This window comes from Pseudoalteromonas sp. MMG005 (assembly GCF_018101015.1).
Lineage (GTDB): Bacteria > Pseudomonadota > Gammaproteobacteria > Enterobacterales > Alteromonadaceae > Pseudoalteromonas > Pseudoalteromonas aurantia.
This window is the reverse complement of record NZ_JAGJEK010000002.1, coordinates 23,708-42,414: the sequence shown is the minus strand read 5'-3', so window position 1 is coordinate 42,414 and position 18,707 is coordinate 23,708. Positions and strand designations below refer to the sequence as shown.

The window sequence follows — 18,707 nt, the reverse complement described above, 5'->3', positions numbered from 1 at the left end:
TAAACTAACGACTTAATTGCACACACTCTTGGGCTACTGAACGCGTAGCATCTAATTCAGCTAGATTTTTAGCTTTTTTAGCTACTTCGGTAATCAAATGAGGCTGTAAAATAAATGGTAACAACATCTTGATAATCGCTGCAGATTCAAATTGAGACTGCGGCATAATCAGCGCAGCTTCACCTTTAACTAAATAGTTTGCATTAGCAGTTTGATGGTCATCAACCGCATGCGGGTAAGGAATAAACAGCGCCATCTTGCCCGCGGCAGCAACCTCACTCACCGTTAACGCACCAGAACGGCAGATTACAATGTCAGCCCACTCATAAGCCTTATCTATATCATCAATAAAATCGACGGCTTCAGCCGTAACACCCGCATTATCATAACGATACTGCAATGTACTACTTTCACCTTTCCCGCTTTGATGTTTAACCAATAAAGGCAGCTCAGTTTTTGTTTGTAACTTCGCAAAAACATCAGGCAAAGTATCGTTTAAGACTTTCGCACCTAATGAGCCCCCCATAACTAAACAGTTAATCTGTTGCACCGCTTGCTTTGGTTGTAACTGCGAAACTGAGGCCCTAACTGGGTTTCCTACCACCTTACTCTGCGCTGTTTTAAACGCACTTGGAAAGGCACTCAGCACAACATCAGCAATTTTTGCTAATAGTCGGTTACTTAACCCTGCAACTGCATTTTGCTCATGAATTACCAATGGCACAGCTAAAGACCTAGCAGCAATACCAACAGGACCCGTTACATATCCTCCCATCGCGAGTACCACATCTGGTCGGCGAGCTTTTATTACCTTACGTGCATCAAGAACTGCTTTTATCACCAAAAATGGGGCTTTAATTAATCGTTTAACTCCATTGCCACGCAAACCTTGAACACGAATAAAATCAATGTCAATCCCATGTTTAGGTACTACCTCAGATTCCATACGATCCGCCGTTCCTATCCAAGAGACTTCCCAACCTTGGGATTTGAGTTCATTTGCAACAGCAATACCAGGGAATATATGACCTCCTGTGCCACCAGCAACCACCAATAAGCGTTTACTCATCGTTTATTTCCTCTGGACGTCGCTTGCTTAGTCGACATTTTCGTTTCAAAGTCCACTCGTTGCAAAACACCGGCAGCAACCACCATCACTAGCAAGCTAGAGCCTCCATAAGATACAAATGGTAACGTTAACCCCTTTGTTGGCAAAATACCGGCACTCGCTCCGATATTAACCATGGTTTGAAATGCAAACCAAATCCCAATAGCTAGCGCAAAATAGCCTTCATATTCTTTGTTATGCTTTAAGGCTTTCTGACCAATCAATAAGGCCCTAAACACAAGACAACCCAACAGTAGGATAATACTAACAACGCCGATAAACCCTAACTCTTCTGCTATCACCGCAAAAATGAAATCGTTATGTGCTTCAGGTAAATATTGTAACTTTTGTACGCTATTTCCTAACCCTTGACCAAACCAGCCACCTTGCCCGTACGCCATTAAAGATTGAACAAGTTGGTAGCCTTTGCCAAATGGATCATCCCATGGCTCTAAAAACCCCACGACTCTTGCCATACGATAAGGCTCAAAAATGATCAATAAAACAACTAAAAAAACACCGGTTAATATCAATGCAAAAAACTGCCATAATTTTGCGCCAGCTAAAAAAAGTAAACCAACTGTCGTCACAAACATCACGACCACGGTACCTAAGTCTGGCTGCATTAAAATTAAAAAAGCATATACAGCAAAAACAGCTATTGGCTTTGCAAACCCTTTTAAGTTCTCTTGTACTTCTTCTTTTTTTCGGACTAAGTAACCTGCTATATAACTGAAAAAAAAGAGCTTAGCTAATTCAGCAGCTTGTACTCCAACAGGTCCAACTGGGATCCAGCGTTTAGAACCATTCACTTCCCGGCCTACTAATAAGACGAGTACCAATAAGCCCAACCCAAGTAATAATAAGTATGGATTACAACGCTTCCACCACGTCATTGGTGCACTAGTTGTAGCCCAGAATAGAAAGAGTCCTATTCCCAAAAACACGCCATGTCGAATACTAATATGGTAAGGATTATTGAAAAGCCGCTCTGCTACTGGCATTGATGCACTCGTTACCATAACAAAGCCCACACCTATGAGACATAACATGCTATAAAACAACGGTACATCAAACAAAGCATCTGATTGACGCGGTGTTAAAGCTAATTTGAGTTGTGACAGTCTGCTCATACGTCAAGCTCCATCACGAGTTTACAAAATGCTTCGCCACGCACCATATAATTTGGATACATATCAATACTGGCACACGCTGGCGCCAGCAATATGCTATCGCCATCACTTGCAATAGATGACGCTTTATGAACCGCTTCATCTAAACCACTGACCAGGTTCGCCTGTTCATGTAACCTCAAAAACTGCGCACCATCTTTACCAAAACAAAAGATCGCTTTGCAGTACTTCTGTAACGGTGCCATAAGAGGTTGCAGGTCGGCGCCTTTGGCATCTCCACCTAGGATCAATAAAATCTTTCCTTGCTCATTATGCAAACTTTCAAGAGCTGCGACTGTTGCGCCCACATTAGTTGCTTTTGAATCATTAAAATAGCGAACACCGTTATACTCCGTCACTAGCTGGCAGCGGTGTTCTAACCCTTTAAATGTACTAAAAGCAGATGCAAAAGCGTTCATTGATAAATTAAACGGTGCCAATAATGCCAATACAGCAAGTGCATTAAATTGATTATGTCGACCTAACATATTTAATGTGTTAACAGGTAACAGGGTTTTACCGTGAGCAGAAAATTGCGCGACCCCATTAACCGTTGCAATACTATAGTCCCCACCGTCTATTGAAACGCTGGTGCCTTTATGGTCATTTGAAAGTGTAAGAGCATCGTCCGCATTGAATACCACATGCTCAACATGCTTATAAATTCGCTGTTTAGCCGCACAATACCCAGCAAAGTTTGGGTACCTATCCATATGGTCTTCAGTCACATTGAGTATCATGGCCGAACGACACTCTAAACTAGCCGTGGTTTCCAGTTGAAAGCTAGATAGCTCCAATACAACCACATCATATGTTGTATCTAATAGAGCCAAAACCGATGTACCAATATTACCACCTAAGCCAACGTGTAAGCCAGCAGCTTTAAATACCTCAGTCGCTAGACTAACAACCGTAGACTTACCATTTGAACCAGTCACAGCGACAACAGGGGTGTTATTCAATCGAGCAAATAGTTCAATATCACCAATAACTTCGACACCAGCAGCAATCGCATGCGCGACACTGTTTTCATACAAAGCTATACCTGGGCTAATTATCACCATGTCTGCATAAGATAAACCTGCTTCTGCCAGTGGTCCAAATACAGCTTCACATTCAGGTGCATTGTCTGCTAACCAATCAGCTCCAGGGGGAACTGCACGGCTATCAACGACTTTTGGTGTGACTTGATGCGACAACAGAAAGCGCACAATGCCCAGGCCAGTAACACCGAGCCCAAGCACTGTTATTTTTTTATCTTTCAGTTCGTCTAAATATTGCATCTATCGAATCTTTAAAGTTGCTAAGCCAGCTAAAACTAAAATTATTGAGATAATCCAAAACCGCACAATCACCCGAGGCTCAGGCCAACCTTTAAGCTCGTAATGATGATGAATTGGTGCCATTCTAAAAATTCGCTGTCCCCGTAATTTATATGAGCCGACTTGTAAAATAACCGACAATGCCTCCATAACAAATACGCCGCCCATGATGAGCAACACTAACTCTTGACGAACTAAAATGGCTATAATCCCAAGAGCACCACCTAAGGCCAATGAACCAACATCGCCCATAAACACCTGTGCAGGGTAGGTGTTAAACCATAAAAAGCCCAAACCGGCTCCAACAATGGCGGTACACACTACAACAAGTTCTGATGCCAATGGTATATGAGGAATATGGAGGTAATTTGAAAAATTAACGTTACCAGTTACATAAGCAATGATGGCTAGCGCAGCTGCGACTAATATTGTCGGCACAATAGCTAACCCATCTAAACCGTCGGTTAAATTAACCGCGTTCGATGTTCCCACAATAACAAAGTAACTCATCACTAAATAGAATAAGCCTAATTGAGGCATGACATCTTTTAAAAATGGCACTACCAGTACGGTTTCAGCAGCTGAGTTTGAGGTGAAATACATAAAACTTGCCACACTAATCGCTATCACTGATTGCCAAAAGTATTTCCATCGAGCTATCAGCCCTTTGCTGTCTTTTCGGATCACCTTACGATAATCATCTACAAAGCCAACAACCCCCAAACTCCCCACAACAAAAAGCGTCACCCACACATATTTGTTGTCTAAATCTCCCCACATTAACGTACTAATAAAAATAGCGGCTAATATTAACAACCCGCCCATAGTAGGAGTACCTGATTTAGATAAGTGAGATTCAGGTCCATCATCACGAACTGTTTGCCCTATTTGCATCCGTTGTAATGCCCGAATTAACTTAGGGCCAAAATACAACGAAATAAATAACGCCGTTAAAATCCCTAGTATCGCGCGTAAAGTTAAATAAGAAAAAACATTAAAACCACTGTAGTACTGCGTTAAATATTCAGCTAACCAAACTAACATACTGATGCTCCATCAGTGCCTGTTTTACGGCCACTGTCGACTAATTCTGCTACCAATAATTCCATACGAGAACTGCGCGATCCTTTCACTACCACGGTGCAATGCTCTGGCCGTGTAGCAAGACTATGCTTTACCGCTTGTAATAAATGCTCTCGGGTTGAGAAATGTTTGCCATTATCTTCAAAAACATCGCTGGCATAACGACTTAACACCCCTAAAGTCAATAACTCATTTATACCTTTTTGCTGTGCATACACCCCTACTTCTTCGTGATATTCACGGGATTGCTCACCAAGCTCTCCCATATCTCCCAAAGCAAAAATGTGATACCCCGGCATTTTTGTTAATAAATCAATAGCAGCTTTGACTGAGCGCACATTAGCATTATATGTATCGTCAATAACGGTTAATGTCTCGTGAACTTTTATTAAGTTAACTCGCCCTTTTGGTGCGTTCATATGCGAAATACCTTCAGCAACATCGCTTAAGCTCGCTCCTAATTGCATAGTCAATGCAGCACAAATAACTGCATTCATCACATTATGCTCCCCTGGTAATGGTAAGGCTACTGACACTCTGTCAGTTGGCGAACACAGCAAAAAGCTAGCATGGGCCATATTATCAAGCGCTACGTCTTCAACCCAAATATCAAGCTGTTCCGATAATGAAAAACGAACTTGTTCTTTACCCACAATGGAGTCTTGCCACATCGATGCGAACTCACTGTCACAGTTAATGATCGCAACACCATGTGATTTTAATCCCGAATAAATTTCGCCTTTAGCTTGGCCAACACCTTCGATGGAGCCAAACCCTTCAATGTGTGCTGGTGCAACATTACAGACTACAGCCACATCGGGCTGCGTTAATGCTGTGGTATAAGCGATTTCACCAATGTGGTTTGCACCGAGTTCAATAACGGCATATTCGTGCGCCTCATTAAGTCTCAACAGTGTTAGCGGTACGCCAATATCATTATTGAAATTGCCCGCTGTTGCTAGCACATTACCACGTCGTGATAACACTGCCGCGCACATTTCCTTTACCGTCGTTTTACCAACACTACCTGTAATTGCGATAGTTTTTGGGGCAACCTGACTCATAACAGCCTTGCCTAACTCCCCCAACGCCAAGCGTGTATCTTGGACCACAAACTGAGGAATATCACATTCAGTTAATGTATCAACAATTACTGCAATCGCACCTTTTTCTTGTGCTTGACGAACAAATTTGTGCCCATCAAAATTAGGGCCTCTTAGCGCCAAAAATACATCATTGTTCGTTATAGTTCTTGTGTCTGTGTTTATATTACCGACAGCTCGGTTTTCCCCATCGAAAGAGGCATTTAGTACATTAGCAAGCCAAGTGAAATCCACTTTGATCACGCACTTTCCCCTTTTAAAATTGTTTTAGCCCATTGTCTATCACAAAACGGAAAACGTTGTTTTCCTATAATTTGGTAATCTTCGTGACCTTTACCTGCAATTAACACCACGCTACTACTTGCGGATTGCTCTATCGCATAACGTATGGCTAATGCACGGTCTGACTGGCAATAAGCATACTGAGGTTGGCTGAGCCCAGCCTTAATATCTGCGATGATTTGTTCGGGGTTTTCACTGCGCGGATTGTCGCTGGTAATAATGACTTTATTAGCATATTGCTCTGCGGCTTTTGCCATTAAAGCGCGTTTGCCCCGATCTCTGTCTCCACCACATCCAAACACGCAGACCACATTACCTGGTACATGCTGTTGTAACGCTTGTAATGACAAGGCTAAAGCATCTGGTGTATGGGCATAATCCACCACACATGTCGGTTTGCCTTCAGTAAACACCGCTTCCATCCGTCCAGGTACAGGCTGTAATGTAGATGCTGCATTAAGCAGCATTTCAAAGTCATAACCTTGAGCCAACAGTGCAGCCAAAGACGCGACGAGGTTATATAAATTAAATAACCCAAATAACGGAAGTTTTATAACGCCACAACCCCAACTGGACGTTATTGTGGCTTGTATACCAAATTGTGAGTAAATAACATCATCAAACCACACATAATGAGAGAATATATGTGATTTAGGCTTTTCTCCAAACACCACTAAGTTTTTGAATTCGTGTTCTTTCAACCACTGCTGAGCAAATGCATCATCCGCATTTATCACACATATTTTCGGTTGGCATTGCTGAAAAAGTGTCAATTTCGCATCAGCATACGCCTGCATCGAGCCATGATAATCTAAATGATCACGAGACAAATTGGTAAAAACAGCAACTTCAAAATGGCTACTAGCAACCCTATTTTGTGCCAATCCGTGCGAAGAAACCTCCATCGCAACCAACTTATTATTCTCACTCAATTTGGCGAGAATCCGTTGTAAGTCAATATGGGATGGAGTTGTGTTAGCAAGTGGAGTTAAACATTCAATGTCCCCATAACCCAAAGTACCAATAACAGCCGATTTCACATCGCAGCCTTGGGCTAAACTGGCTATCATCGCGGTCGTCGTAGACTTTCCATTCGTGCCAGTTACACCAATTAATTTAACGCGTTCACTGGGCTTATCGTAAAAATCAGCGGCTATTTGAGCTATGTTATCCTTGAGTGCGGTGATACGAACAACCCGCTTATCATGCCTTAATACTTCGCAACTGCTATCAACCAGAACACAATGCGCTCCTTGGTGTAGTGCTGCTTCAATATAGTCTTCACCATTTTGTTCATGGCCTCGTAACGCAATAAATGCATCGCCAGCATCGATCTCCCTGCTATCAATTCGCAAATCACGAATCATAATTGGAGGCCCCTCAATACAAAAACTATTAAGCACAGTCGTTAAATTACGCATCATTTTTTAACTCCGCCACATACGCCACACGCTCTTTATCTGGAGCGACATTGAGAATACGTAGCGAGTTCGACATAATTTCAGCAAATGCAGGCCCTGAAGTTTGGCCTCCGTAATAAATGTCATCTCCTGGCTCATTCACCATCACCACAACAGCCAAGCGAGGATCGCTGACTGGCGCTACACCAGCGAAGTAGCCAACATACTCATCACCATACCCACCTGCGACTGCTTTTTTAGACGTACCTGTTTTCCCCGCGGCTCGATAACCATCAACAGTTACATTGGCAGCCGTGCCACCTTTTTCAAATACTGATTCCATCATTGTAACAACGGCTTTTACGTCTTCTTCTTTAAATACCCGTTGCCCCTGTTGTGGCTTTTGTTGTTTCAATATGGTTAAAGGGCGAGAAACACCTCCGGCACCGAATGTGGCGTATAAACGCGCAATTTGTGCGGTACTTGCAGATACCGCATAACCGTATGCTAACGTGGCAATTTCAAAATCAGACCAACGGCGATTTGGGTAAAACAGTCCACTACTCTCGCCCACCATCAACGTGCCCGTATCCTGACCAAACCCTACTTTTTGATATAATCCGACTAAGTATTCTTTAGGTAACATTTGACTAATTTTTGCAACCCCCATATTAGATGATACTTTTAAGATCTCTCTTAATGACATTTCACCGTGGTTACGCGTATCTTTTACAAGACTGCCACCTAAACGCATCCACCCTGGGTATGTATTTACGGTATCATCCATTGCTATCGCGCCATAATCGAGCCCCGCAAGTATTGCCAATGGCTTTAAGGTCGAACCTGGCTCAAATAAATCGGTTATTGCTCGGTTTCTGCGCTTATAAGGAGCCGCATCTCGCATGTCATTGGGATTAAAGCTTGGGCTATTAACCATAGCAAGCACTTCACCCGTTGTTACATCAACAACCATGGCTGAACCTGAAGTCGCCTTATAACTAAGCACAGCACTCTTTAGTGCTTTATAAGCAATTGCTTGAATTCGCAAATCAATACTCAACTCAATACTTTCAGGTTCTACACGTTGCTCTTCTGATAAAACTTGCACTTCTCGGCCTTGCGCATCTTTACGAATAGTACGCTGCCCTTCCGCGCCCGTTAATGCATTTTCAAACAGCTTTTCTACACCTTCAATCCCAACACCATCAATATTGGTAAAGCCTAAAATATGGGCTGTAACTTCACCACTCGGGTAAAAGCGCTTTGATTCATCAAGTAAATGAATGCCTGGTAATTTAAGTTGGCGAATATAATTGGCAACTGCGGGGGTCACTTGACGTTTTAAGTACACAAAACGCCGGCTGGTATTGTCACGTAAACGTGTGTCGACTTTATCATTCGCAATCTGAAGTACATCAGCCAGCTCTCGCCAGCGTAAATCTTGTTCATACCATTGTTGCTTTCTGAATGATAAGGTGGCTTCATCAAGTGCTAACGCTTTATGGTCTTCACCTTTTTTACGTGCTGCTCTAAGTACTTTCTTTGCGATCGATTTATCTAACGCTAATGGATCCGCATACACGCTAACAACAGGTACACTGACTGCTAGCTCTTTGCCATTACGATCAAAAATCATACCTCGCTGCACGGTGAGTTTTTCAACACGTACCGTACGTTTGGCATTTTCAGCTCGCGCTTTATCTGGTTCAATTACTTGTAAATAAGCCGCTCTTGCCATTAAAGTAATAAACACCAAAACCAAAACAACACACACCAGCGCAAAGCGCCAAGTTATCAAATTTACGGATGTATTTTTAGGCTTCATCATTGCAATACCACAACTTGTTCATCTTTACTGGTTGGCCGCTTCATTTTTAACTGGGTTTTAGCTATTTCTTCAATGCGAGCATGTTGAGAATAAAACTCTTCTTCAACCAGCAAGTACCGCCATTGTAGGTCAAGCTCATCCCGTTGTTGCAACAAAACATCTTGATCTATTAATTGCTGCCTAGCAAAATGTGTTACTTGCACAACAACCAATGCCGATACAAAAGTTAATAGCAGCAGCAATAAAGTTAGCTTGTTCGAAAATAAGCTAAAAAGCATCTCAGAAAAAAGTTTTGGCTGCCTATCTACCACTTTACTCATTACAGCTTTTGCGCCACCCTTAGTACCGAACTGCGAGACCTTGGGTTCTCACTAATTTCTTCTGCACTGGGTTTAATTGCTTTACCAAGCGCTTTTAAAGTTAAATTTTGTTTTAATTGAGCATCAGTCAAAGGTAACCCTCTAGGTAAAGCCTCTCCTTTACTTTGCTTTTTAATAAATTGTTTAACGATACGATCTTCTAGTGAATGGAATGAAATCACAACCAGTCTCCCGCCAGGTTTGAGCACATTAAGAGACGCCTGTAATGCCGTTTGAATCTCTTCCAATTCACTATTAATATAAATACGGATAGCTTGGAACGTGCGCGTAGCTGGATGTTTATGTTTATCTTTAACCGGCACCGCCTCATCCACCAAGTCTGCCAATTGCTTTGTCGTTAAAATTGGAGTTTCATCACGCGTTTCAATAATTTTATGGGCAATTCTTCGTCCAAACTTCTCTTCACCATACTTTTTTATCACAAAAGTAATGTCTTCAAGTTCTGCTTCAGCTAACCACTGTGCTGCGCTTCGTCCCGAGGTTGGATCCATTCTCATATCAAGTGGCCCGTCTTTCATAAAACTAAACCCTCGATCTGCATCATCTAACTGGGGAGATGAGACTCCAATATCTAATAAAATTCCATCCACTTTGCCCAGTAAATCAGCTTTTTCAGCCACATCATTTATATTTGAAAACCGAGTATGAGCAATCGCAAATCGGGGGTCGTTAGCAAACTTCTCTGCAGCCGCAATCGCTTGTGGATCTTGGTCTATTGCTTGCAGGCACCCTTGTTCCCCCAAACGTGCCAATATTTGGCCTGAATGTCCGCCTCGACCGAATGTACCATCTATGTAAGTACCATTTGGATCGATTGCGAGTGCATCAAGAGTTTCTTGCATTAACACTGATACATGTTGAAATTGTGCTGTCATGCTCAAATTTTGCCTTTTTATTCTTACAGCGAAAAATTATCAAATTCGGAGTTAGACTCAAACTCTCCACTGCGTTCAATATCAGTATCAAGTTGCATCTGTTGATGCCATCGTTCTTCATCCCAAATCTCAAACTTGTTTAATAGCCCTACCAGCATGACCTTTTTATTCAACCCTGCGTGCGTCCGCAAAGAAGGCGCTAGCAAAACCCGACCATTTTTGTCTAATTGATATTCAGTTGCGTGGCCCAGCAGCATACGTTGTAAACGTCTCGCTCTAGGATTCATATTGGAAAGTTTTTGTAAGCGAGCTTCTATTTCATACCACTCACTCATTGGATACAGCCACAAACAAGGCTCATTGATAGCAATAGTGCAAATAAGTGAACCCTGTTCTTCGGACATAAGCATTTGCCGATACTTCGTAGGTACCGCAAATCTGCCTTTATCGTCCAAACTCAGTGAACTCGCACCTTTAAACATCTTGCCCCTACCGTGGACCTTTATTTTGCTCTAAGATCCAATTTGATCCACTAAAAACCACTTTTTACCACGATAGGTTAGTTTAGGGCTTGACAGCTGTTTTTGTCAAGCAAAAGGCTCTTTGGTAAAGCGCTAAAAACCCAGAAAAAATGCGGCTTTGCTGAAAGTGTATGAATTCGGTGGGAAAAAGTGGGAAGCATAAGAAATTGTTTTCAGATAACAAAAAAATTACAAAATAATAAAACCTTGAAAATAATAAATTTGGTGTGGTTGCAAACCTCTGTTACAGCACAAAAGCGAGATTAAATTCTATATTCCCCTATTCTTAGTACGGATTTATTTGCTCATACTCCTTAAATCTTTGTATTATATTACACCACAATTAAATTACTCACAGGCATGATTATTTCAAATTTATCAATACCGTACCGATTTTATCGATTACTCATCGTGATCTGTGTACCTGGACTTTTGGTGATTTTAGCCCAATTGCTTGAAGAACATTCAGAAATACTACAGCAAAGTGAGTTTAAAGCGATATTATTAGCGGAGCATATTGCCGCGGTACAACAAAATGACATTAGCGAAACAAAAGCACTACTCTCCCAGCTCGCCCGTCATCCAGAATTGAATACCACAATACCCGAACAATGCCCTTCAATTTTACGATATGCACAAACCCTCTCTTCAAGAATTGCAAATATTGGCATAGTATCCCCAGAAGGGAATGTGTTGTGCACCATAATCAGTAACGTAAAACCAATCAATATCAGCGACCGAAAATACTTTCAAGATGCGAATAAAACAAAACGTTTTACTGTCGGGCAATTTCAACATGATAGATCACTAAACAAAGCCACGGTTAACTTTGCGATACCTGTTATTGATGAAAATAATAATATTCGGCACACCATCGTCGTCGCTCAATCCCTCACTAAGTGGAGTCATGCACTTGCAAAGCTTTCTTTACCCGTTGACAGTGAGGTTATGATAAGTGATGCGCAACATAATGTTATTGCCCACTACCCGCTTCAACCAGCGCAACTCGGCCGGCCTTTAAAAGAGTTCTGGCCTAGCACTTTGGATACTGCACAGGTATTAAAAGATGGCAATGACCAAAGCAGAATATATTTGCAGCTTCCTCTTGAGCAAAGTAAACCCTTAACGAGCTTATATATCCACTTTTCACTGCCATTTGAGGATGCAGTAAATCGAGCTAACAGTAAAGTTGCAACCACACTAATACTCTTCATATTGGCTATTTTATTGATAATTTGGCAGGCTAAATGGCAACTCAACCGAGTGTTACTACAACCTTTCAAAGCCCTTCAAGATGCGATAGCACAAGTAACAAAAGGTGAAATAGCTCAATGGGAAAACAAACAGTCGAGTCCTGAGTTTTATGTGGTCACACAACAATTTGAACACATGGCGCATACAAGACTCAATGCAGAGCAAGCACTCACTCACAAACATGCTGAATTAATCGCTTTGCTCACTGCATTACCAGACAGTTACTTACGAGTAAATAAGGACGGAGAAATTTTAATGTCTCATGGTCCATTTTCAAAATCAGCGTCCTCAATTGACGTTATATTTCCCGAGCATGTTTTTAAACGCATCATGGCACAACTTGCGTTATTAGAAGAGCAACCTTACAGTCAACTTGAGTTTTCACATTTAGATACAGATAACATACAGCGTATTTATGAGTGCAGAATTAATCACATAAGTGAGCACCAACAGGCTATTTTAGTGATAAGAGATATTAGTCAGCGAAAAGAGCACGAAGAAGCAATTAGCTTGGCTGCGCTTGTTTACAATAACAGCAGCGAGTGTATGGTTATCACTGACGCAAATGGTTTTATTCTTGACACTAATCCAGCATTTAGCCAAGTAACAGGGTTTAAAAGAGAAGAAGCCCTCGGAAAAGCAACCAGCATTTTAAGTTCTGGTAAGCATGACAAACACTTTTATACGCAAATGTGGCAACAATTATGTGAGCAAGGATATTGGCAAGGCGAGATAATTAATCGCCGTAAAGATGGTGAGCTTTACACCGAGTGGTTAACAATCAATACCGTGTATAATCAATATAACGAAGCGTATCGTCGCGTTGCTATTTTCACAGATATTACTGATCGCAAACGCAAAGATGAATTAATCTGGCGTCAAGCTCATTTTGACCAACTCACCGAGCTTGCGAACCGCAGAGAACTAAAACGACACTTAAAAATTCAACTGGAAAATACCGCAGTAAAAGTCGGAATACTCTTACTCGATTTGGACCACTTTAAAGACATAAATGACACTCTAGGCCATTATTTCGGCGATAAATTATTAACTGAGGTTGCCAACCGATTAACAGCATTAACACCTTCTTGTAGTTTGATCTCTCGAATTGGCGGCGATGAATTTGTATTGGTCACAAACACCAATCACACCACCGCATTAACTAAATTAGCAAACGCCGTACTCGCCCAACTAAAGCCCAGTATTCAAATTGACAATGAGCAGTGCCATATTAGCGCAAGTATTGGCATTGCACATGCTCCCGTTGATGGTGACAGCAGTGAATTACTACTCAAAGCTGCTGATCAAGCTATGTATGAAGCAAAACAACATGGTCGAAACGGATTTGCATTTTTCAATGCACAAATGCGTGAACAAGCAGAGCACCGAATGACGCTTTTGAAAGATTTACGGGTCGCATTAGCTCAACAGCAGTTTGCTTTATATTACCAACCAATTGTAAAAATGACGGACCAATCCATTGTTAAAGCTGAAGCCCTGATCCGCTGGCTTCATCCTGATAAAGGCATCGTCAGCCCAGCTCTATTTATTCCTTTGGCTGAAGAGACTCAGTTAATACACGGTATGGGCGAGTTTATATTCAATAGTGCATGCGATACGCTCTGCACCCTTAATCAATTAGGTCATCAGGTACAGCTCAGTATCAATGTATCGCCGGTTCAATTTACGGCTAAGCACAGTACCCTCAATAATTGGCATCAACAACTCAATGCCAAAGGGTTAACCGCTGAACAGTTCGTTATTGAAATCACCGAGGGTCTAATGATGAATGCACTGCCTCGTACCCAACAGCGGCTAGCCGCTTTAACTAAGCAAGGGTTCGCTTTAGCACTGGATGACTTTGGTACTGGCTATTCCTCGCTCGCCTATTTGAAGCAGATGGATACCGATTTCATTAAAATTGACAAACGCTTTGTGGATGGAATTGCCAACAGTGCCGACGATTTAGCTTTGTGTGAAGCGATGATAATGATGGCTCATCAATTGGGCTTAAAAGTGATTGCAGAGGGGATTGAAACCGCTACTCAACATCAATTGTTACTGCAAGCAGGCTGTGATTTTGGGCAAGGGTTTTATTACGCTAAACCCATGCCCCTAGATGCATTTGTTAAATTACTCAATAAGTAGCTGAGAGAACGTTAATCTCTTGGCCCTCTATCGCAATCATCTGATGTATCTCTTGGCAAGTACACTGTATTACTAAAGGGGCCACAATACCCCTGAACAGATTCACATAACCTTACTTTGACACTACTATTAGAATAGATTTTTATTGATGTCTCTCCAAATCTAAAGTCACTATCTCTATTAAACTCATTATCTAAGTAAATTTCCGCATAATATTCATAGTAACCCCCTTGTTTTGGCATACTCCAATATAAATCGTAATTCCCCCCACATTGACCGGAACTTGCTCGTAGCTTCGGCGTAGTACCATACATATTCTGTAAAGTGCTAATATCTGTACTACTTAAAGAGTTGCTACCTAAAACTAGGTTGGGATCGTTTATTACTGTTATAGTTGGTTTGGTTTTATCTATCGCCCAGCTATAGTTCGAATAATGCATGATAGACTTGTAATCATAGTTGCCAACATTACTACCAACTTGTTTATTAAAATTATGCTTTTTTTCTTCTGTAATGTTGTCCCAATGTATCAAAATGTGGTTATCTCTATCCGAACGAGATTGCTCATGCCAAAAACCTAGCGCATGTAATAATTCATGGATGATAATACCACTTGTAAAGCAACCATTACCCAACCCGAGTTCTTGTATCCCACCTACTTTACCTACTTGCGAATAGCACTCACTATCACCACTTTTAACTATTTCGATGATATCCTTTTCTGATTGAGACTCTTTGAAGCGTACTCCTGAAGAGCGTTCAACAACTGACATTGCGTGATATACTGCCTGCCTCTGCCGAAAATCTAATCCGTTAAATCGATAGTAAGCAATTGAATCATCTCCGTTACGCCATCTATAATTGCTAGGTTTTACTATAGCCATAGGAGATATATCAAATACATCTCTAATATTAACACCGGAAACCAATATATCACCTTGATATAAAGTCTTTCCATTTTTATTTTCAACTTTAACTTTCTGATTTATTCCTTGACCTAACTCATCAACGCCCTCAATTATATATTCGTTATTATTAGCATTAATTTGGCTAGATAAAAGCAAGAATAAAAATGTAAATTTAAACCTCATAAAAACTCCCTATAAAATGAGGTTTAAATATAACCAGAAAACATTAAACAATTATTAATTTTCTAGATAATTGTTCAATGAATACTATTTTAATATTTTATTTAAGTTCTAACGCAGCCATCATTTTATTAGAAATATCAACATGATGTTGTAAAGTAGAAAACTGCTTAGTGACGCCTTCTGGACCAAAAGCATAAACAGGGACTGGTGCTGCTGTATGCGTACCAGTTCCCCACACAACATTTTGCTGACTCGCCACTGCGCGCGCTATTTTACCTGTAAAATCTTCACCACCGTATACGTAGAACTCTGAAAAATCATTAAAATAAGGAAGTGGTTTATCATCAGCCCCTACTTTATACGACTCATCAATTTTATCAGCTTGCTCTAATGTGACTGTATATGGTGTCAATTCTTCTATGGCTTTTTGCCACTGTACATCTGTGCTATTACTATAATCGGTATCGGCATTAACGGCTCCCATCACATCGAAGAATGTACCTTTTTGTTCGTATAAATTATCCAGAATATTTAAAGATCCAAAATTAAAATTAGGCTTATAATCTCGATTATTCATACCATCTCCTGGGAGAGAAACCGGTTCAGGTTTATTAACGTTTGAATAACTGAATCCAAAGCTCCCCGTTTCATGATCTGCGGTCACCACCACCAATGTATCATTACGATCTTTGACCCACTCATGCACAGCTTCAACGGCTTCATCAAACTTCAAAAGCTCATTAAGCATCCAGCCAGCATCGTTTGCATGCCCAGCCCAATCTATTTGCCCACCTTCAATCATTAAGAAAAATCCATCTTCATCTTTAGATAAAATATCCAATGCTTTAACGGTCATTTCTTTTAATGATGGCTGAGTACAACTGTTACTTGCCTGACATGCTTTATATGCAATGCCATCATCCATACCTGAATTTGCAAATAAGCCCAATAACTTATCTGCATCACTATTTTGCAACTGTGCTTTGTCAAAAGCCAATGCGTATCCATATTGTTCTTTCGCAGCTAATACAATATTTTTATCATCATTGCGTTTCGACTTTTTGTATACGCTCGCTGGCATCCCTAAATCAGCAAGTACTTTTTGATCTGCTTCATCTGTTTTAATATCTGATGGAATAAAGACTCGCGCTCCGCCCGATAATAATACATCAACCATACCGGTATTTACGAGTTGTTCAGCAATCTCAGGTTCCATAGATCGATGTGGTTGGTGCGCAGCAAATGCAGCTGGCGTAGCATGAGTAATACGTGTATCTGAGACCAAGCCTGTTGCTTTACCCGCTTTTTTCGCTTTTTCTAAAATAGTTTCTACAATGTTACCTTGCTCATCAAGACCGATCATTTCAGAGCCAGCAGCCATACCCGTTGCCAATTGTGTCGCGGAACATGCCGAGTCTGTCACTAACACGCCATTTTCCCCATGCGGAGCATTTAATGAAAGCCCCATGTGCCCTGCGTCTGCTAACTTGGATAAAGCCGTTTGATTTCCACGAGCGTTATAAGTCGAGTTTGGCGCTCGGCGAGCATACTCTTCCAGTAAACCAACTTGCTGTGCACCCATGCCGTCACCAATCATTAAAATTACATTTTTCACTGACGTTACTGGTGTGGGTGCAACTTCTTTTATAACCTCTTTTTCTACTTCTTTGATCACTTCAACCGTTTTAGTATCATCGTTGCATGCAGTGAGTAAAACAGCAGATACTGCTAATGTTATTAGTTTCTTTTTCATGGTCTTCCCGTAACGTATGAGCAAATTAGTCTTATGCAATTAAAAATCGATGCTCATTTTAGGGACGTATAATGACTTTTTTATTTCATTTACATGACGTTTTGAGTACTTACTCCAATCCTTTAAAACTCAAAGAAACCGGCCGGGTAGATATACCGTGTACAAAAATACTCAGTAAAACACTGTAGATGGCGACTTCAGTAATTAGCGCTCCTTCCTCTCCTGTCATTACTGATAATAGCATTAGGGTAAAAACCACCGTTGCCAACCCTTTAGGACCAAACCATGCTAACGTGAGCCGTTCATGTATCGTAGTATCACTGTGCAGCAAGCTCAGCATTACTGGAAGTATCCTGACCACTGAAATTGCTAACACAGCAAACACCATCGCATCAACATTGACCCCATTGCTCAACAGTGAAGTGCATACAACACCAAATAACGTCCATATTAATAATGTCGCAAAATCGGCTAGATGCTCACTCTCTTCAATCAATTGATCTTTCACCTCATCATCATAAAAGCGGTCAAATAGCAAACCACTTACAAAAGCGGCAATAAAGCCACTACCATGCAGTGCTTGTGCCAGTGAAAAAACAAGTAATGCAACACCAACAAACAAAAAAGGACTTGTCGTCGTCGCAAAAAAATGGTGATGCTTGGCCTTTTTTATAAGCAAAATTGAAAGCCACGTCACCGTGATTGCGATCACACAAGCTATGCTTAACTCTCTGAAAAAAAACCAAGATAGCGTTGATAATTCGGCACTCTCATGATTTACAAAAATTCCCAACATAAATAAAAAAAGCGGTACACATAATCCATCATTTAAGCCACTTTCTACGTTAGTCGCTTCCCTCAACCTTATTGGCACCCGCTTTTCTGTCAAAAATCCTTTGCACAAAGCGGCATCGGTAGGCGCAATGATCACGGCCAGTAAAGTGGCTCCAACCCAAGTGATCGGTAATAACCAATAAGCAAATATAGCCCCAAAAAGCACCGTTAAAGGCAGCCCAATCAGTAATAATCGTAACGGCAATTGATAGGACTCATAAAGTATACGCAATCGTGTCTTTGCAGCGTCACTAAAAAGAACCACTGCTAATGTAACTTCAACGACAGGTAAAACTATCGAGGCGTCTAACAGAGTAGAAGTGCTTTCATAAGGGAGTAATAATGCGAGTAATGCACCAAATGACACAAACAATATGGGGGCGGTGACTTCTGCCTTGGCAAGCTGCCGGACACTAATGGAATATATAAACAGAACAAGGCCTATGCTGGCCAAAACATAATAAATCATCATTATCCTTATCAAGTAGTTTGTTACTACTATCAATGAATAATGATGATAAGCAAGTTAAATCACCTTATTTTATCGCTGCGT

14 protein-coding genes are annotated in these 18,707 nt (G+C 41.1%); 1 reads left to right on the top strand and 13 read right to left on the bottom strand.

What is annotated here, in order from left to right; genetic code table 11:
- Nucleotides 1–4: 4 nt before the first annotated feature.
- The 10 genes from murG to mraZ are packed head-to-tail and all read right to left on the bottom strand — an operon-like array spanning nucleotide 5 to nucleotide 11,035.
- Nucleotides 5–1,069, bottom strand: a complete 1,065-nt coding sequence (gene murG / locus J8M01_RS02225) for an undecaprenyldiphospho-muramoylpentapeptide beta-N-acetylglucosaminyltransferase (RefSeq protein ID WP_211056851.1) — start codon at nucleotides 1,067–1,069, stop codon at nucleotides 5–7.
- Nucleotides 1,066–2,241 carry a cell division protein FtsW gene (gene ftsW / locus J8M01_RS02220; protein WP_211056850.1) on the bottom strand — a complete coding sequence of 392 codons (1,176 nt, stop codon included), beginning with the start codon at nucleotides 2,239–2,241 and terminating at the stop codon, nucleotides 1,066–1,068. Before ftsW ends, murG begins: the two co-directional genes overlap by 4 nt.
- Entirely contained in the window at nucleotides 2,238–3,563 is a 1,326-nt protein-coding gene (gene murD / locus J8M01_RS02215; RefSeq protein WP_211056849.1) for a UDP-N-acetylmuramoyl-L-alanine--D-glutamate ligase, read from the bottom strand. The genes ftsW and murD overlap by 4 nt, the downstream gene beginning before the upstream one ends.
- Nucleotides 3,564–4,646 carry a phospho-N-acetylmuramoyl-pentapeptide-transferase gene (mraY, locus tag J8M01_RS02210; RefSeq protein WP_211056848.1) on the bottom strand — a complete coding sequence of 361 codons (1,083 nt, stop codon included), beginning with the start codon at nucleotides 4,644–4,646 and terminating at the stop codon, nucleotides 3,564–3,566. It abuts the gene before it with no gap.
- Nucleotides 4,640–6,031, bottom strand: coding sequence for a UDP-N-acetylmuramoyl-tripeptide--D-alanyl-D-alanine ligase (gene murF / locus J8M01_RS02205; RefSeq protein ID WP_211056847.1), 1,392 nt, complete (start codon nucleotides 6,029–6,031; stop codon nucleotides 4,640–4,642). Before murF ends, mraY begins: the two co-directional genes overlap by 7 nt.
- Nucleotides 6,028–7,491 carry a UDP-N-acetylmuramoyl-L-alanyl-D-glutamate--2,6-diaminopimelate ligase gene (locus J8M01_RS02200; protein WP_211057011.1) on the bottom strand — a complete coding sequence of 488 codons (1,464 nt, stop codon included), beginning with the start codon at nucleotides 7,489–7,491 and terminating at the stop codon, nucleotides 6,028–6,030. The genes murF and J8M01_RS02200 overlap by 4 nt, the downstream gene beginning before the upstream one ends.
- Entirely contained in the window at nucleotides 7,484–9,298 is a 1,815-nt protein-coding gene (locus tag J8M01_RS02195) for a penicillin-binding transpeptidase domain-containing protein (RefSeq protein ID WP_192508474.1), read from the bottom strand. Before J8M01_RS02195 ends, J8M01_RS02200 begins: the two co-directional genes overlap by 8 nt.
- A complete protein-coding gene (gene ftsL, locus J8M01_RS02190) occupies nucleotides 9,295–9,618 on the bottom strand; it encodes a cell division protein FtsL (protein WP_192508475.1) in 324 nt (107 codons plus the stop codon). Before ftsL ends, J8M01_RS02195 begins: the two co-directional genes overlap by 4 nt.
- Complete coding sequence (gene rsmH, locus J8M01_RS02185) at nucleotides 9,618–10,553, bottom strand: 16S rRNA (cytosine(1402)-N(4))-methyltransferase RsmH (protein ID WP_192508476.1); 936 nt, start codon at nucleotides 10,551–10,553, stop codon at nucleotides 9,618–9,620. Before rsmH ends, ftsL begins: the two co-directional genes overlap by 1 nt.
- 23 nt (nucleotides 10,554–10,576) lie before the next feature.
- Nucleotides 10,577–11,035 carry a division/cell wall cluster transcriptional repressor MraZ gene (mraZ, locus tag J8M01_RS02180; protein ID WP_192508477.1) on the bottom strand — a complete coding sequence of 153 codons (459 nt, stop codon included), beginning with the start codon at nucleotides 11,033–11,035 and terminating at the stop codon, nucleotides 10,577–10,579.
- Between the two features lie 399 nt (nucleotides 11,036–11,434).
- Here mraZ and J8M01_RS02175 point away from each other — a divergent pair, with 399 nt between their 5' ends.
- A complete protein-coding gene (locus tag J8M01_RS02175) occupies nucleotides 11,435–14,476 on the top strand; it encodes an EAL domain-containing protein (RefSeq protein ID WP_211056846.1) in 3,042 nt (1,013 codons plus the stop codon).
- Nucleotides 14,477–14,487: 11 nt separating this feature from the next.
- On the opposite strand, the gene J8M01_RS02170 is transcribed toward J8M01_RS02175, so the two are convergent.
- From J8M01_RS02170 to J8M01_RS02160, 3 genes are all read right to left on the bottom strand, one after another.
- The gene (locus J8M01_RS02170) at nucleotides 14,488–15,567 is read right to left on the bottom strand and encodes a M12 family metallopeptidase (RefSeq protein ID WP_211056845.1); all 1,080 of its coding nucleotides are present in this window, start codon (nucleotides 15,565–15,567) and stop codon (nucleotides 14,488–14,490) included.
- A gap of 97 nt (nucleotides 15,568–15,664) precedes the next feature.
- Nucleotides 15,665–17,320, bottom strand: a complete 1,656-nt coding sequence (locus tag J8M01_RS02165; RefSeq protein ID WP_211056844.1) for an alkaline phosphatase — start codon at nucleotides 17,318–17,320, stop codon at nucleotides 15,665–15,667.
- 109 nt (nucleotides 17,321–17,429) lie between these two features.
- Nucleotides 17,430–18,626, bottom strand: coding sequence for a cation:proton antiporter (locus J8M01_RS02160; protein ID WP_247670952.1), 1,197 nt, complete (start codon nucleotides 18,624–18,626; stop codon nucleotides 17,430–17,432).
- Nucleotides 18,627–18,707 lie beyond the last annotated feature (81 nt).

Coding starts and splice junctions, on each gene's coding strand:
- murG (WP_211056851.1), bottom strand. CDS start 1,069: ATGAGTAAACGCTTATTGGTGGTTGCTGGTGGCACAGGAGGTCATATA.
- ftsW (WP_211056850.1), bottom strand. CDS start 2,241: ATGAGCAGACTGTCACAACTCAAATTAGCTTTAACACCGCGTCAATCA.
- murD (WP_211056849.1), bottom strand. CDS start 3,563: ATGCAATATTTAGACGAACTGAAAGATAAAAAAATAACAGTGCTTGGG.
- mraY (WP_211056848.1), bottom strand. CDS start 4,646: ATGTTAGTTTGGTTAGCTGAATATTTAACGCAGTACTACAGTGGTTTT.
- J8M01_RS02200 (WP_211057011.1), bottom strand. CDS start 7,491: ATGCGTAATTTAACGACTGTGCTTAATAGTTTTTGTATTGAGGGGCCT.
- J8M01_RS02195 (WP_192508474.1), bottom strand. CDS start 9,298: ATGATGAAGCCTAAAAATACATCCGTAAATTTGATAACTTGGCGCTTT.
- ftsL (WP_192508475.1), bottom strand. CDS start 9,618: ATGAGTAAAGTGGTAGATAGGCAGCCAAAACTTTTTTCTGAGATGCTT.
- rsmH (WP_192508476.1), bottom strand. CDS start 10,553: ATGACAGCACAATTTCAACATGTATCAGTGTTAATGCAAGAAACTCTT.
- mraZ (WP_192508477.1), bottom strand. CDS start 11,035: ATGTTTAAAGGTGCGAGTTCACTGAGTTTGGACGATAAAGGCAGATTT.
- J8M01_RS02175 (WP_211056846.1), top strand. CDS start 11,435: ATGATTATTTCAAATTTATCAATACCGTACCGATTTTATCGATTACTC.
- J8M01_RS02170 (WP_211056845.1), bottom strand. CDS start 15,567: ATGAGGTTTAAATTTACATTTTTATTCTTGCTTTTATCTAGCCAAATT.
- J8M01_RS02165 (WP_211056844.1), bottom strand. CDS start 17,320: ATGAAAAAGAAACTAATAACATTAGCAGTATCTGCTGTTTTACTCACT.
- J8M01_RS02160 (WP_247670952.1), bottom strand. CDS start 18,626: ATGATGATTTATTATGTTTTGGCCAGCATAGGCCTTGTTCTGTTTATA.